The following is a 14,995-nucleotide window of genomic DNA, read 5'->3' as shown; positions in this document are numbered from 1 at the left end:
TCGGGTACGAATAGGGCGTCACAGCGGAATGGCGACGACCGACATACTGATCATCTCCGCCCGGAACGCTGGAAGGACCGTAGGGACGAGTGGAACGCGTGGACCTCATGCCCCCGCCCGCCGACGACGACTCGGCCCACGGTGACGACCCGGCCACCGGCCGCCTCGCCGACGCCTACGCCGCCGTGCCCCTGCTCAACTGCCTGGTGCGCGAGATCGCCCGGCCGGTGCGCGAGGAGGGCGCACACCGCGTCTACCGGCTGCCCGGCCAAGGGCGTCTGCTGCGCGTGCGCGGAACCCGCCGGCCCGCCGAGCCCGAGGTGGAGGTGGCGGGCACCTGGCAACGCCTCGACCACGCCGGCCTGGTCGAGCTGGTCGCCGGGGAGCTGCGCCGGCGCACGGGGCTGGCCAACCCCGACCTGCCCGCCGAGATGACCGACAGCCGGGACGCCGTGGCGGCGCTGCTCACCGCCCGCGCCGGAGCCGCCCCGCCCGAGGACCTCTACCAGCGGTCGGAGCAGTGCCTGCTCACCGGCCACACCCACCACCCGGCTCCCAAGGCCCGCGGCGGCGGCCCCGCCGCGGCCTGGCTGCCGTACGCGCCCGAGGCGCACGCCCGCTTCCCGCTGGTCCTGCTCGGGCTGCGCGAGGACACCCTCGTGGAGGAGGGCGACACCTCCGCCCTCGACACGCTCGGCACGGCCCCGCCCGGCTACCGGCTGCTCCCGGCCCACCCCTGGCAGCTCGACCTGGCCGCCCGGGAGCTGGCCCCCGCCTTCGCGGACGGCAGGCTCCTGCGGCTCGGCACCACGGCCTTCGACACCTGGCCGACGGCCGCGATCCGCACCGTCCACGCCCCCGGGCGGGACCTCTTCCTGAAGTTCAGCCTGGACGTGCGCATCACCAACGACATCCGCCGGCTGTGGCGCCACGACCTGCTCGCCCTGCGCCGGACCGACACCGCGGTGCGCGCGGCCTTCGCCGCCCACGACGGCCCGCCCGGCTGGCTCGCCGACCGCGGCTACCGCACCGCGGACTTCGCCTTCGAGGCCCTGGCCGTCCTGGTCCGCGACGGCTTCGGCGGCCGCCTCCTGCCCGGGGCGACCCCGCTGCTGGCGGCCGGGCTCGTCGAGGGCTTCGACGGCAACCCGCTCGACCGCGTCACCGACCCGGAGGCCTGGTGGCGGGCCTACCTCGCCCACGCGGTGCCCCCGGTCCTGGCGGCCTTCGCGGGGCACGGCGTCGTCGTCGAGGCGCACCTGCAGAACACGCTGGTCGCCGTGGACGCCGACGGCATGCCCGTGCAGGTGCTGTACCGGGACGCCGAGGGCGTGAAGCTGCTGCCGGACGTGGCGCGCGCGGCCGGCTGGGAGCGGCTGGTGTACTGCCTGGTCGTCAACCACCTGACCGAGATCGCCGGGGCCCTCGTCGAACGCCGTCCCGGATTCGACCCCTGGCCCGCCGCCCGCCGCGAACTCGCCCGGCACGACCTGCCGGAGATCCCCGCCCTGCTCGCCTCCCCGACGCTGCCCGCCAAGACGAACCTGCTGCTGCGCTGGACGGGCGCGGACGGCGCCGACGCCCGCTACCTGCCGCTGCCCCACCCGCTCGGGCGGCCCGCCGCCCGCCCCGGAGCCGTGGAATGATGACCGGCGACAAAGGCGACGGCGGACGAGGAAGCCGGTGTGAGTCCGGCGCGGTCCCGCCACTGTGATCGGCGAGCCGGTCCCGACAGGCCACTGCCCGCGAGCGGGTGGGAAGGCCGGGACCGGCGGCGACCCGAGAGCCAGGAGACTCACGCGGTCGCCTCCTCCACGGACCACCGGGGCGGATCTCCCCGGAGAGAGGGCAGGTGCGGCATGCCCGCGACGCCGGCCGGCGAACCCCTGGACGACACCCCGGGCGGCTCCCCGCCGTGCCGTGTCGTCGTCTGCCGGGACTGCTGCTGCGGCAGCCCCAAGGTGACCGGTGTCGACCACGCGGCCCAGACCGAGCGCCTGCGCGCGGCGGCGCCGGTGCGGATCTCCGACTGCCTGGACGTCTGCGACCAGGCCAACGTGGTCGTGGTGCAGCCGTCCGCCGCGGGCCGGGCCGCCGGCGCCCGGCCGGTCTGGCTGGGCCTGGTCAACGACCCGGCCGCCACCGAGGACGTCGTCTCCTGGGTCCGGGCCGGCGGCCCCGGAGTCGCCCCGCTGCCCGACATCCTCGACCTGTACGTCTTCAGCCCACGGGCGCGGCGCGACGGGGACCGTCCCTGACACCCGCTCAGGCCGCCCTGCGGCCGCGGACCAGCAGCCACAGGAAGTACGGGGTGCCGATCACGGCCGTCATCAGGCCGGCGCCCAGCTGGGCCGGGGCGATCACCGTGCGGCCGACGAGATCGGCCGCGCACACGAGGGCGGCGCCGAGCAGCACGGCGACCGGCACCACCCGCACGTGCCGCCGGCCCACCAGGGCCCGGGCCGCGTGCGGCGCGACCAGGCCCACGAAGCCGATGGTGCCGGCCGAGGCCACGGCGGTCGCCGCCAGCAGCACGCCCACCACCAGCAAGCCGAGCCGGGCCCGGGGCAGCCCCAGCCCGAGCAGGCGCGGGGTGTCCCCGTCCAGCGAGACGAGGTCCAGCTCGGTGCGCCGGGTGACCGCGACGGCCAGGCCCAGGGCCAGCACGAGCGCGACCGGCACGACGTCCGCCGTGGTCCGCCCGTACGTCGAACCGGACAGCCAGGTCAGCGCCTTCGTGGCGTTGAACGGGTCGGTGAGCACGATCAGCAGGCTGATCAGGGCCGTCGATCCGGCCGCCACGCCGATACCGACGAGGACCAGTCGGCTCTGCTGGTAGCCGCCCCGGGCGGCGAGCCCGAACACGAGGGCGGAGGCCAGCGCCGCCCCGGCGAACGCCGCCGAGGCCACGCCCCAGGAGCCGGCGGCGGGCACGGTGGTCACCAGCAGCACGGCACCCAGCGCGGCGCCGCCCGAGACGCCCAGCACCCCGGGCTCCGCCAGCGGGTTGCGGGTCACGGCCTGCACCAGCGTGCCGGCCAGGGCGAGCGCGGCGCCCGCGCACAGCGCCGCGAGCACCCGCGGCACCCGGGTGTCCAGGACGAAGGAGACGGTCCGGCCGGCCCGCCCCTGCGCCCAGTTGGCGACGTCCCCGAGCAGGAGCTCGCTGTCGCCCAGCAGCACACCGGCGAGGGCGGCGCCGACGACGACGGCGGCCAGGGCGGCCGCCGTGGCCAGGAACGCGGTCCGGCCGGGGACGCGCAGCCGGTCCGGTGGTTCCACCCCGGCCGTGTCCCGCAGCCGCAGGGCCGTCGCCACCAGGAACACGGCGCCGACCAGGCTGGTGACGATGCCGGTGGGCACGCCGACCGCCGTGTCCGCGGGGATCATCGCGCGCAGCAGCACGTCCGAGCCGAGCACCAGCGCCGCGCCGGCCAGTCCGGCCGCGGGCAGCGCCGCCCGCGCGCGGGTGAAGCCCCGGAAGCGTCGGGCGAGCGGCCGGACCAGGGCGGGCGCGCAGAGCCCGACGTAGCCGAGGGGCCCGGCGAGCGTGACGGCGGCCGCGGACAGCAGTGCCGCCAGCACCACCACCGTGACGCGGGTGGCGCGCACCGGGACGCCGAGACCGCGCGCCGCGTCGTCGCCGAGGGCGAGCGCGTCGACCCGCCGGGCGACCAGCAGCAGCCCCGCGAGCCCCACGAGCGCGACCGGCAGCATCTGCAGCACGCCGTCGAAGCCGTTCTGGCCGATGCTGCCCTGGTTCCACTGGTAGAGGCCCTCCGTCTGCTGCGGGAACAGCAACAGCAGCCCTTCCGTGAGGGAGTTCAGGCCCAGCGCCAGCGCGGTGCCGGCCAGGACCAGCCGTACGGTGCCCGTGCCGAGGCCGGACAGGGCGAGCACCACGGCCGCGGCCACCAGACCGCCCGCGAAGGCCACGCCGGAGGAGGCGAGCAGCGGCAGGGAGACGCCGGTCGTGCCGGCCAGCCCGAGCGCCAGGTACGAACCGGCGTTGACCGCGAGGGTGTCGGGGGAGGCGAGCACGTTGCGGCTGACGGCCTGGAGCACGGCGCCCGCGATGCCGAGGACGACGCCGACCAGGACGCCGGCGGTCATCCGCGGCAGCCGCGAGGCGATCACCACGGACGCGTCGGCCGGATCGGCCTGCCCGGTCAGGGCCTTGACCACCTGCGCCGGCCCGACGGCGGCGGTGCCCTGGGTGATGTCGACGACCGCGAGGGCGGCGACGAGGAGGACGAGCCCGGCCGTCACCGCGGCCGTGCCCGACCGGGACGCGGCCGCGGGGGGACGGACGGCGGGGGGCGCTTCGGTGACGGCCATGACGGGCGTTACTTCGTCAGCGCGCCGACGAGGGCGTCGACGTACGCCTCCATCGAGCCGGGGCCGCCGAACATCCAGATGCCGTCGGGCAGCCGGTGCACCTCGCCCGCCTTCACGAACGGCAGGGAGGTCCACACGGCGTTCTCCTTCAGCTGCCCGGCGAACGGGTTGCTGGCCTTGTCGCCGTCGTTGCCGATGTAGGCGAACGCGGTGTCCTCCGGCAGGGCCGTGAGGCCTTCCACGTCGGTGGTGCCGAGGCCGTAGGCCGGGTCGCCCTTGACCTTCCAGGCGTTCTTCAGGCCGAGCTCCTCGTTGACGGACCCGATCAGGGAGCCGCTGGTGTACGGGCGGATGGAGACCTGGTTGGACGTGACGTACCCGTCGGCGAAGGCGACGGAGCTGCCGTCGAGCTTCGCGCCGGCGAGGGTCTTGCGGCCCGCGGCGACCTTGGCGTCGAAGCTCTCGCGGGCGGCCTCGGCCTTGTCGGTGGTGCCGGTGGCCTTCGCGATCAGGTCGAGGTTCTCGAACATCTGCCCGATCTGGTCGGAGGTGTCGGCCGACTTGGTCTCCAGGACGGGCGCGATCTTCCGCAGCTGCTTCACGGCCGCGTCCGGCAGGTCCGAGCTCGCCACGATCAGGTCGGGGGAGAGCGAGGCGATGGTGTCCATGCTGGGCTCGCCGCGGGTGCCGATGTCCTTGGGCTCGTTCTTCAGCGGGACGGCGGTGTCCCAGGTCCGGTAGCCCTTGACGTCGGCGACGCCCACCGGGTCGACGCCGAGGGTGATGAGGCTCTCGACCTCGTTCCACTCGGTGGCGACGACCTTCTTCGCCGGGCCGTCCAGCTCGACCTTCGCGCCCGTGGCGTCGGTGAGGGTGATGCCCTCGGAGGCCTTGCTCTCGGAGCTGTCGGCGGCCGGCTCGGTGGTGCCGCAGGCGGCGAGGGTGAGCGCCGCGGTGGTGGTGGCCGCAGTGAGCAGGAGACGTCTCATGAGGTGGTGCCGAGCCTTTCGCTACGGGCGGTGCGGGTGTGGTGGCGGCCGATCGGACGGGTCCGCAGCCGGCCGGTGAGGGGGTCGGTGTCGACGTCGATCCGGATGCCGTACACGGCGGTGAGGCGCTCCGGCGTCAGGACGTCCTCGGGTGGGCCGTCGGCGACGATCCGGCCCGCCTGGAGCAGCGTGATCCGGTCGGCGATCGCCGCCGCCTGGTCGAGGTCGTGCAGGACGACGCCCACCGCGATCCCGTGGTCGTCGGCCAGGTCGCGGACGAGGTCGAGGAGTTCGATCTGGTACCGCAGGTCGAGATAGGTCGTGGGCTCGTCCAGCAGCAGCACGCCGGTCTCCTGCGCGAGGCAGCTCGCCAGCCAGACCCGTTGCAGCTGCCCGCCGGAGAGGTGGTCGGCGCCGCGCCCGGCGAGGTCCGTGACCCCGGTCAGCGCCAGCGCCCGTTCCACCGCGGCCGCGGCGTCGGCGTCGGGACGGCCGAAGCGGCCCCGGTACGGGTAACGGCCGAACTCCACGAGGTCGCGCACGGTCAGTCCGCTGGGCGTGGGCCGGCCCTGGGTCAGCAGGGCCACGTGCCGGGCGAACTCCCGGGCGGACAGGGCCAGAGCATCGATGTCGCCGTCGATCCGCAGCCCGGCCCGGCGGGCCCGCTGCAGCCGGGCGACGGTCCGCAGCAGCGTCGACTTCCCGCTGCCGTTGGGGCCGACCAGGACGGTGACCCGACCGGGCCGCAGCGCGATCGCGGCGTCGTGCACGACGTCCACGCCGTCGTAGGAGACGGTCACGTCCGTGGCCGACAGCTCGTGCCCGCGCAGACGCCGTCCGCCGCCGGGTGCTTCACCAGATCTCACGTGGCGAAGGTTAGCCTAACCTAAGTGCAGGTCGGCAGGGGGGCCGGGTGCCGAGCTGCAGGAGCAGGGCAAGGCGGGGCGCCGGCCGCCGTCGCCCATGGGGTCGAAGAACCGGGCGCCGGTGAGGATGCGGGCCCGGCCGTTGACGCGCGGGACCTCCTCGCCGCGGCCGGGCGGATGATCGTTTCGACGGTCCTGCCGCCCGGTACGGTGGGGGCATGCTGACCGAGGTCACCGCCACCCGCTACATCGAGCCCCTGCGCTCCGGCGGTTCCGTCCCCGGGATCGTCGAGGCGGACGACCTGGGTACGTACGTCGTGAAGTTCACCGGTTCCGCGCAGGGCCGCAAGGCCCTGGTCGCCGAGGTGATCGTGGGCGAGCTGGCCCGGGCGCTCGGGCTGCGGTTCCCGGAGCTGGTCCTGGTGCACTTCGACCCGGCGATCGCGCGGGACGAGCCGCACCAGGAGGTGCGGGGGCTGCACGCGGCCAGCGCCGGTGTGAACCTCGGCATGGACTACCTGCCGGGCGCCCGGGACTTCACCCCCGAGGTGGCCCGGGCCTTCCCCGTCGATCCGCTGGAGGCGGGGCGGATCGTCTGGCTGGACGCCCTGACCGTCAACGTCGACCGCACGGTCCACAGCTCCAACCTCATGGTCTGGCCCACCCTGGGCGTGGCGCCGCCGCGCCTGTGGCTGATCGACCACGGCGCCGCCCTCGTCTTCCACCACCGCTGGGACGGCACCGACCCCGCCAAGTCCTACGACTTCCGCCACCACGCCCTCGGCCACTACGCGCCCGACGTCCGGGCCGCCGACGCCGCGCTCGCCCCGCGGGTCACCGAGGAGCTGCTGCGCGGGATCCTGGCGGAGGTCCCGGACCCCTGGCTCGCCGACGATCCGGCCTTCGCCACGCCGGACGCCGCCCGCGAGGCGTACGTGGCGTACCTCCACGCGCGCGTGCGGGCGTCCGCGGCGTGGCTGCCGACGGACTTCCCCAGCCGGGAGGAGCTCGCCGCCGAGGAGGCCCTGCGGGCGGCGCGCAACCAGCAAGGACGCCCCGCGTGGCTCAAGCAGGTCCCGGACCTGCACGGCAAGCCCGCGGCCCGACAGGATTGGTCGGTGCACCTCGGATGAGTGGCCGTGTCGAGATCGAGTACTGCACCCAGTGCCGCTGGCTGCCCCGCGCGGCCTGGCTGGCGCAGGAGCTGCTCACGACCTTCGAGGCCGAACTGACGGAACTGGCCCTGAAGCCCGGCACGGGCGGGGTGTTCGTCGTCCGCGTCGGCGACGAGGTCGTCTGGGACCGCCGCGCGCAGGGCTTCCCCGAGCCGACGGCCGTGAAGAGGGCCGTGCGCGACCGAGTGGCCCCGGGCAGGACCCTGGGCCACTCGGAGCGGTAGGAGCTCCTTCGGGTGGTGCCGGCTGCTCAGCCCTTGAGCTGCTCGTACGCCGGCAGCGTCAGGAAGTCGACGTAGTCCTCGTCGAGGGAGACCTGCAGCAGCAGGTCGTGCGCCCGCTGCCAGTTGCCCGCGGCGAAGGCCTCCTCGCCGATCTCGGCCCGGATGTTCGCCAGTTCCTCGGCGGCGACCTTGCGGGCCAGCTCGGCGGTGACCTGCTCGCCGTTGTCGAGGACGACCCCCGCGTTGATCCACTGCCAGATCTGCGAGCGGGAGATCTCGGCGGTGGCCGCGTCCTCCATCAGGTTGAAGATGGCGACCGCGCCCATGCCGCGCAGCCAGGCCTCGATGTAACGGATGCCGACCTGCACGGCGTTGACCAGGCCGGCGTAGGTGGGCCTGGCCTCCAGCGAGTCGATCGCGATGAGATCGGCCGCCTCGACGTGGACGTCCTCGCGCAGCCGGTCCTTCTGGTTCGGCCTGTCGCCGAGGACCTTGTCGAAGGACTCCATGGCGATGGGCACCAGGTCGGGGTGGGCGACCCAGGAGCCGTCGAAGCCGTCGTTCGCCTCGCGGTCCTTGTCGGCGCGGACCTTCTCGAAGGCGACCTTGTTGACCTCGGCGTCCCGGCGGGAGGGGATGAAGGCCGCCATGCCGCCGATGGCGTGCGCCCCGCGCTTGTGGCAGGTGTGGACGAGGAGTTCGGTGTAGGCCCGCATGAACGGGGCCGTCATCGTCACCGCGTTGCGGTCCGGCAGCACGAACTTCGCGCCGCCGTCCCGGAAGTTCTTGACGATGGAGAACAGGTAGTCCCAGCGGCCCGCGTTCAGCCCGGAGGCGTGGTCGCGCAGCTCGTAGAGGATCTCCTCCATCTCGTACGCGGCCGTGATGGTCTCGATGAGGACGGTGGCGCGCACGGTGCCCTGCGGGATGCCGCGGTAGTCCTGCGCGAAGACGAACACGTCGTTCCAGAGGCGGGCCTCCAGGTGGGACTCCGTCTTGGGCAGGTAGAAGTACGGGCCCTTGCCGAGGCCGAGCAGGCGCTGGGCGTTGTGGAAGAAGTACAGCCCGAAGTCGACGAGCGCGCCGGGCACCGGGGTGCCGTCGGCGTCGACGAGGTGCCGTTCGTCCAGGTGCCAGCCGCGTGGGCGCATGACGACCGTGGCGAGCTCCTCGTTCGCCTTCAGCGCGTAGGACTTGCCCGACCCCGGGTCCGTGAAGTCGATGTTCCGGGTGTAGGCGTCGATGAGGTTGAGCTGGCCCGTGACGACGTTCTCCCAGGTGGGCGCGGAGGCGTCCTCGAAGTCCGCGAGCCAGACCTTCGCCCCCGAGTTGAGGGCGTTGATGGTCATCTTGCGGTCGGTGGGGCCGGTGATCTCCACCCGGCGGTCGTTCAGGGCCTCCGGGGCCGGGGCGACCTGCCAGGAGTCGTCGGCGCGGATCGCGGCCGTCTCCGGGAGGAAGTCGAGCGTGGAGGTGCGGGCGATCTCGGCGCGGCGCTCGGCGCGGCGGGCGAGGAGTTCGTCACGCCGGGGTGTGAACCGCCGGTGCAGCTCGGCCACGAAGGCGAGCGCCGCTTCGGTGAGGACCTCCTCCTGCCGGGGCAGGGGCTCGGCGTCGACGATGGCCAGCGGGGACGGCGCTGGAGCGGACATGGACGGTCACTTCCTTCAGCGAGCTGTGAAGACGAGCCGGAGGTGGCACCCGGTGCCAGTCTTCCCGGATACGGCGTTCAGCGCCCGGGGAGCCGTCGGGCGCTTCTGAACAGTGGATAGTAGTTTCCTCATGGTGGAAGTTCAATCGTCTGTTGACGTCGAGATTCTCTGGGTCGAGGCAAGGTGGCGCTCCGTGCCACCCCGTTCACTCCAGGTGGACCAGGTCGGCCTCGGTGTCGATGTCGAAGGGCCGGGCCACGTCGGCGCACTCCACGAGCGTGAGCGACCGCCCGTGCTCTCGCAGGTAGGCGCGTGCCCCCCGGTCCCCGGTGGCAGTCGCGGCGACCCCCGCCCAGTGGGCGGCACCGAACAGCACCGGGTGGCCGCGCTCCCCGTCGTACGCGGCCGACACCAGGGACCGCTCGCCCGCGTGGGCGCCCAGCACCCGGGCCACCGCCTCGGGGCCGATGCCGGGCTGGTCGACGAGCGAGACCAGGGCCGCCCGCGCGCCCGTGCCGGCGAGCGACTCCAGCCCGGCCCGCAGGGACGTGCCCATGCCCTGTTCCCACGTGGGGTTGTCGACGAGGACGCAGCCCGTCAGATCGGCGCGGGCGCGCACCTCGTCCGACCGCGCGCCCAGCACCACGTGCACCCGGGCGCAGCCGCCCTCGCGCAGGACCCGCACCGCGTGCTCCACGAGCGGGCGCCCTCGGTGCGGGAGCAGCGCCTTGGGGCGTCCGCCCAGTCGCCGCCCGCCTCCCGCGGCCAGCAGCAGGGCCACGACATCCGCCCCGTCCGTCGTCTTCCTCGTCATCATGGATCCTGCATACCGCACGAGCTCGGCCCCGGACGTCACGCAGCGGAACAAGTCGATGACGCAATGGACTGGCGCCCGGCGGCCCGCGTCGTTTACTGTCGCCCGCACCGACCGGCCGGGTGGGCGGGCACTGCCCGGTGCGGAGGGCTTCGTGCCGGCACGGCACGCGCACGACGAGGTGCGAGGGGGAGGACTGTGTTGCGGAGCGTGGAGCGGAAGCGCCAGCGGCCGGTGACCGGCGGCGACGAGGACCCGCGGGTGACGGAGCTGCGCTCCGCCGTGGCCCGGCTGCGGCGCCGCCTCGCCGCCCATCCCGGCGAGTTCGCCGACCGGACCATCGCCGAGGAGGAACTGGCCGCCCTCGCGGCCATGGCCGCCGGCGGCGCCTCCGAGATCCCGCGGCTGCGCCGCTCCCTGCTGCTGATCGCCGGTGCGATCGGCTCGGTGAGCGCGCTGTCCCCCGGCCTGGCGGAGGTCCGCCGGGCGGTGGATCTGTTCGGGGGACCGGTGCGCGGGCAGGGGTAGCGCGGTCCGCGAGCCGCTACGGGAAGGGGCCCCGGTAGCCGCCGTGCGCACCGCGGGGCTCGAACTCCCCGCACAGGTGGGTCTCCTGCACGAATTCCGTGAGCTCCGGCCAGAGCGCGAAGATGCCGTGCGGGCCGTGCTTGCCGTCGACCCGGCGGTAGCGGTCCTTCGCGTCCCGGAAGCAGGCCAGACCGGCCATCAGTCCGTGCCCCGCCGGGCTGTAGTCGGACCAGGCGCACGCGATACACGCCCGGAGCCGGGCCCCGGGCGGGAGCCGGCGCTGGATGCCGTACAGGGCCGCCTCGAAGTCGTCGTGGTCCGCCGGGTCGCCGTACGCGTGCCCGTCCAGTCGCAGGGCGGCGGTCAGGCTCTGCTCGTCCAGCCCCCGGCCCGGGGCCGGGCGGGGGTCGCCCAGCCGCAGGGCACAGCGCAGCACGCCCGTCCGGGTGCCCTGACCGGCGACGTCCACCCGCAGCGGCACCTCCCACTCCAGCAGGCACGAGCAGAGGTCACCGTCGAGGAAGCGGAACATCTCCTCGGGCGGCTCACCGCTGAGGGCGCCCAGCGCGTCCATCGACTCGCCCTCGAAGCGGACGCCCCTGATCGTCGTCCGGATCAGCTCCCGGCCGTCGGACTCGAAGACGACCTCCTGTGCTCCGTGCCGGTCGGTGTAGCGGCCCGGCAGGCGCTGTAAGCCGCTCATGCGGGATTCTGGCTGGCGAGTGCCCGCGACAGTTCACCGGCGACCTGCCGGAGCACCGGCACGATCCTCTCCGTCGCCGCCTCCGTGACCCGGCCCGCCGGGCCGGAGATGGAGATGGCCGCCGCGGTGGGGGAGTCGGGCACCGGGACCGCGAGGCAACGGACCCCGAGCTCCTGCTCGTTGTCGTCGATGGCGTACCCCTGGCGGCGTACGTCCTCCAGGGCCGCGAGGAACCCGTCGGGCGTCGTGATCGTCTTGTCGGTCGCGGCGGGCATGCCCGTACGGGCCAGCAGCGCGCGCACCTCCTCCGGCGGGAAGCCGGCCAGCAGGGCCTTGCCCACGCCCGTGGAGTGCGGCAGCACGCGCCGGCCGACCTCGGTGAACATGCGCATCGAGTGCTTCGACGGCACCTGCGCCACGTACACGATCTCGTCGCCGTCCAGCAGGGCCATGTTCGCCGTCTCGCCGGTCTCCTCGACCAGCCGCGCCAGGTACGGCCGCGCCCAGGTGCCCAGCAGCCGGGACGCGGACTCGCCGAGGCGGATCAGGCGGGGGCCGAGCGCGTAGCGCCGGTTGGGCTGCTGGCGTACGTACCCGCAGGCCACCAGGGTGCGCATCAGGCGGTGGATGGTCGGCAGGGGCAGCCCGCTGCTCGCGGACAGCTCGCTCAGGCCGACCTCGCCGCCCGCGTCCGCCATCCGTTCGAGCAGGTCGAAGGCGCGCTCCAGGGACTGGACCCCGCCGTTGGAGGAGGACCGGGCGGAGTCGGTGGTGCTGGCGCTGGACGTCGGCACGGCGCGTTCCTTTCGGGACTGGCGGAAGAGCTGAAGCCTACCCGGCAGCCGGTTGACTCCCCGCTTGTACGTAGCTACGTTCTGCTTGCTGGAAGTTTAATTCCGCTTTGTGGAAACGTCCAGCGTTGTTCGCGGAAGGGCGCCGCGGTCCAGTGTGCCCTTGACGACGCGCGTGAGGGAGTGAAGACTCCTTCAACAGAAAGTTGAATTTCGTTACGCGGAAACAGACGCCGCAACAGGCGTGGAAGTAAGGGGTCCGGGTGTCCGACGCTGAACTGGTGCTCCGCTCGACGCGTGTCATCACTCCCGAGGGGACCCGCGCCGCGACGGTCGCGGTCTCCGGCGGGACGATCACGGCCGTCCTCCCGTACGACGCCCCGGTGCCCGGCGGCGCCCGCCTGGAGGACCTGGGCGACCACGTCCTGCTGCCCGGCCTGGTCGACACCCACGTCCACGTCAACGACCCCGGCCGCACCGAGTGGGAGGGCTTCTGGACCGCCACCCGCGCCGCGGCGGCCGGTGGCATCACGACCCTCGTCGACATGCCCCTCAACTCCCTGCCGCCCACCACCACCGTCGCCCACCTGCGCACCAAACAGCGGGTCGCCGTCGACAAGGCCCACATCGACGTCGGCTTCTGGGGCGGTGCCCTGCCCGACAACCTCAAGGACCTGCGCCCGCTGCACGAGGCCGGTGTGTTCGGCTTCAAGGCGTTCCTGTCGCCGTCCGGCGTGGACGAGTTCCCGCACCTGGAGCGCGACCCGCTGGCCCGCGCGATGGCCGAGATCGCCGCCTTCGACGGCCTGCTCATCGTGCACGCCGAGGACCCCCGTCTCCTCGCCTCCGCCCCGCAGCAACCCGGCCCCCGGTACGCCGACTTCCTCGCCTCCCGGCCCCGGGACGCCGAGGACACGGCCATCGCCCAGCTCATCCGCGAGGCCAGGGCCCTCGACGCCCGGGTGCACGTACTGCACCTGTCCTCCAGCGACGCCCTGCCGATGATCGCCGAGGCGCGGGCCGAGGGCGTGCGCATCACCGTGGAGACCTGCCCCCACTACCTCACGCTCACCGCCGAGGAAGTCCCCGACGGCGCCAGCGAGTTCAAGTGCTGCCCGCCGATCCGCGAGGCCGCCAACCAGGACCTGCTCTGGCGGGCGCTGGCCGACGGCACCATCGACTGCGTCGTCACCGACCACTCCCCGTCCACCGCCGACCTCAAGACCGACGACTTCGCGACGGCCTGGGGCGGCATCTCCGGGCTCCAGCTGAGTCTCGCGGCGGTGTGGACCGAGGCGCGCAGGCGCGGGCACGGCCTGGAGGACGTCGTCCGCTGGATGTCGGAGCGCACCGCCGCACTCGTCGGGCTGGACGACCGCAAGGGCGCCATCGCCGCCGGCCGCGACGCCGACTTCGCCGTCCTCGCCCCCGACGAGACCTTCACCGTCGACCCGGCCTCCCTGCAGCACCGCAACCGCGTCACGGCCTACGCCGGCAGGACCCTGTACGGCGTCGTGAAGTCCACCTGGCTGCGCGGGCAGCGCATCGTCGCGGACGGCGAGTTCACCGAACCGAAGGGGCGGCTCCTCACCCGGACCCACTGAATCCCCTACCGGACACCGAAAGGACGAACTGATCACCGTGACGGCGATTCCCAGCTTCACCGGCGACGCGAACCCCTACGGAGGCGGCGACCCCTACGCGGACTACCGCACCGCCGACTTCCCCTTCACCCAGTACGCCAACCTCGCCGACCGGCGCCTGGGGGCCGGAGTGATCGCCGCCAACGACGAGTTCTTCGCCCAGCGCGAGAACCTGCTGGTGCCCGGGCGCGCCGAGTTCGACCCGGAGCACTTCGGGCACAAGGGCAAGATCATGGACGGCTGGGAGACGCGCCGCCGCCGGGGCGCGTCCGCCGAGCACCCCTGGCCGGCCGCCGAGGACCACGACTGGGCGCTGGTCCGCCTCGGCGCCCCCGGCGTCGTCCGCGGGATCGTCGTCGACACCGCCCACTTCCGGGGCAACTACCCGCAGGCCGTGTCCGTGGAGGGAACCCGCGTGCCCGGCTCCCCGTCGCCGGAGGAACTCCTCGGGGACGACGTGAAGTGGACGACCCTGGTGCCGCGCACCGCGGTCGGCGGCCACGCGGCGAACGGTTTCGCCGTCGCCGCCGAGCAGTGCTTCACCCACCTGCGGGTCAACCAGCACCCCGACGGCGGCATCGCCCGTCTGCGCGTGTACGGCGAGGTCGTCCCGGACCCGGCGTGGCTGGCGGCGCTCGGCACCTTCGACATCGTCGCCTTGGAGAACGGCGGCCGGGTCGAGGACGCGTCCGACCTCTTCTACTCGCCCGCCACCAACACCATCCAGCCGGGCCGCTCCCGCAAGATGGACGACGGCTGGGAGACGCGCCGCCGCCGCGACCGGGGCCACGACTGGATCCGCTACCGGCTGGCCGCCCAGGCGCAGATCCGCGCCCTGGAGATCGACACCGCCTACCTCAAGGGCAACAGCGCCGGCTGGGCGGCGGTGTCGGTCCGGGACGGCGAGGACGGCGACTGGCGGGAGATCCTGCCCCGCACCCGCCTCCAGCCCGACACCAACCACCGCTTCGTCCTGCCGGAGCCGGCCGTGGGCACGCACGCGCGCGTGGACATCTTCCCGGACGGCGGCATCTCCCGGCTGCGTCTGTTCGGCTCCCTCACCCAGGAGGGCACGACCCGCCTGACCGCGCGTCACCAGGAGCTCGGCGGCTGAACCGGCTCCACCAGCCCGTGGGGGCGCACCGGCACGACAGCACCGGTCCGCCCCCACGGGCCCGCCCCATGTGGCACGGGCCCCCAACCCCCGCACACGCGCTGTCCGGCGGGCCGCATGCGGTACGGGCGTCGGTCGTACCGCCCGGGTCGACGGGG

Annotated in this window: 14 protein-coding genes and 1 riboswitch; of the genes, 7 read left to right on the top strand and 7 right to left on the bottom strand. The window is 74.0% G+C overall.

Features of this window, described 5'->3' with window-relative positions; genetic code table 11:
• Nucleotides 1-89 precede the first annotated feature (89 nt).
• Both AC07DA_RS08500 and AC07DA_RS08495 read left to right on the top strand, forming a co-directional pair.
• Nucleotides 90-1,646: an IucA/IucC family protein gene (locus tag AC07DA_RS08500; protein WP_479125797.1), complete on the top strand. Its 1,557-nt coding sequence runs from the start codon at nucleotides 90-92 to the stop codon at nucleotides 1,644-1,646.
• A gap of 28 nt (nucleotides 1,647-1,674) precedes the next feature.
• Nucleotides 1,675-1,796, top strand: a riboswitch (cobalamin riboswitch).
• Between the two features lie 63 nt (nucleotides 1,797-1,859).
• Entirely contained in the window at nucleotides 1,860-2,258 is a 399-nt protein-coding gene (locus AC07DA_RS08495; RefSeq protein ID WP_479125795.1) for a (2Fe-2S) ferredoxin domain-containing protein, read from the top strand.
• 7 nt (nucleotides 2,259-2,265) lie between these two features.
• Here the strand turns inward: AC07DA_RS08495 and AC07DA_RS08490 are convergent, their stop codons facing one another.
• From AC07DA_RS08490 to AC07DA_RS08480, 3 genes are read right to left on the bottom strand one after another with little or no spacing between them, the layout of a single operon-like run.
• Nucleotides 2,266-4,338 carry an iron ABC transporter permease gene (locus AC07DA_RS08490; RefSeq protein ID WP_479125794.1) on the bottom strand — a complete coding sequence of 691 codons (2,073 nt, stop codon included), beginning with the start codon at nucleotides 4,336-4,338 and terminating at the stop codon, nucleotides 2,266-2,268.
• 8 nt (nucleotides 4,339-4,346) lie between these two features.
• Nucleotides 4,347-5,327 carry an ABC transporter substrate-binding protein gene (locus AC07DA_RS08485; protein ID WP_479125792.1) on the bottom strand — a complete coding sequence of 327 codons (981 nt, stop codon included), beginning with the start codon at nucleotides 5,325-5,327 and terminating at the stop codon, nucleotides 4,347-4,349.
• On the bottom strand, nucleotides 5,324-6,193 hold the full coding sequence (locus tag AC07DA_RS08480; RefSeq protein WP_479125790.1) for an ABC transporter ATP-binding protein: 870 nt from the start codon (nucleotides 6,191-6,193) through the stop codon (nucleotides 5,324-5,326). The genes AC07DA_RS08485 and AC07DA_RS08480 overlap by 4 nt, the downstream gene beginning before the upstream one ends.
• A gap of 218 nt (nucleotides 6,194-6,411) precedes the next feature.
• On the opposite strand from AC07DA_RS08480, the gene AC07DA_RS08475 reads away from it, so the two are divergent.
• Together AC07DA_RS08475 and AC07DA_RS08470 are read left to right on the top strand one after the other, a co-directional pair.
• Entirely contained in the window at nucleotides 6,412-7,326 is a 915-nt protein-coding gene (locus AC07DA_RS08475) for a HipA family kinase (protein ID WP_479125788.1), read from the top strand.
• Nucleotides 7,323-7,592 carry an Rdx family protein gene (locus AC07DA_RS08470; protein WP_479125786.1) on the top strand — a complete coding sequence of 90 codons (270 nt, stop codon included), beginning with the start codon at nucleotides 7,323-7,325 and terminating at the stop codon, nucleotides 7,590-7,592. Before AC07DA_RS08475 ends, AC07DA_RS08470 begins: the two co-directional genes overlap by 4 nt.
• A gap of 26 nt (nucleotides 7,593-7,618) precedes the next feature.
• Here the strand turns inward: AC07DA_RS08470 and aceB are convergent, their stop codons facing one another.
• Both aceB and AC07DA_RS08460 read right to left on the bottom strand, forming a co-directional pair.
• The gene (gene aceB / locus AC07DA_RS08465; protein ID WP_479125784.1) at nucleotides 7,619-9,244 is read right to left on the bottom strand and encodes a malate synthase A; all 1,626 of its coding nucleotides are present in this window, start codon (nucleotides 9,242-9,244) and stop codon (nucleotides 7,619-7,621) included.
• Nucleotides 9,245-9,449: 205 nt separating this feature from the next.
• Nucleotides 9,450-10,061: a nucleotidyltransferase family protein gene (locus AC07DA_RS08460; RefSeq protein ID WP_479125782.1), complete on the bottom strand. Its 612-nt coding sequence runs from the start codon at nucleotides 10,059-10,061 to the stop codon at nucleotides 9,450-9,452.
• Nucleotides 10,062-10,292: 231 nt separating this feature from the next.
• Here AC07DA_RS08460 and AC07DA_RS08455 point away from each other — a divergent pair, with 231 nt between their 5' ends.
• Nucleotides 10,293-10,586 (top strand): DUF5955 family protein, encoded by a 294-nt coding sequence (locus AC07DA_RS08455; protein WP_479126107.1) that lies wholly within the window; start codon nucleotides 10,293-10,295, stop codon nucleotides 10,584-10,586.
• Nucleotides 10,587-10,602: 16 nt separating this feature from the next.
• Here the strand turns inward: AC07DA_RS08455 and AC07DA_RS08450 are convergent, their stop codons facing one another.
• Nucleotides 10,603-11,289, bottom strand: a complete 687-nt coding sequence (locus AC07DA_RS08450) for a DUF6304 family protein (RefSeq protein ID WP_479125780.1) — start codon at nucleotides 11,287-11,289, stop codon at nucleotides 10,603-10,605.
• Nucleotides 11,286-12,083, bottom strand: a complete 798-nt coding sequence (locus AC07DA_RS08445) for an IclR family transcriptional regulator (protein WP_479125778.1) — start codon at nucleotides 12,081-12,083, stop codon at nucleotides 11,286-11,288. Before AC07DA_RS08445 ends, AC07DA_RS08450 begins: the two co-directional genes overlap by 4 nt.
• Before the next feature lie 260 nt (nucleotides 12,084-12,343).
• On the opposite strand from AC07DA_RS08445, the gene allB reads away from it, so the two are divergent.
• Together allB and alc are read left to right on the top strand one after the other, a co-directional pair.
• The gene (gene allB / locus AC07DA_RS08440) at nucleotides 12,344-13,684 is read left to right on the top strand and encodes an allantoinase AllB (RefSeq protein ID WP_479125776.1); all 1,341 of its coding nucleotides are present in this window, start codon (nucleotides 12,344-12,346) and stop codon (nucleotides 13,682-13,684) included.
• 37 nt (nucleotides 13,685-13,721) lie between these two features.
• Complete coding sequence (alc, locus tag AC07DA_RS08435; protein WP_479125774.1) at nucleotides 13,722-14,837, top strand: allantoicase; 1,116 nt, start codon at nucleotides 13,722-13,724, stop codon at nucleotides 14,835-14,837.
• Nucleotides 14,838-14,995: the final 158 nt, after the last annotated feature.

This window comes from Streptomyces sp. NPDC044921 (assembly GCF_056432865.1).
Note: the sequence above shows the minus strand (reverse complement) of the source record. Positions and strands in the feature narration are given on the sequence as shown.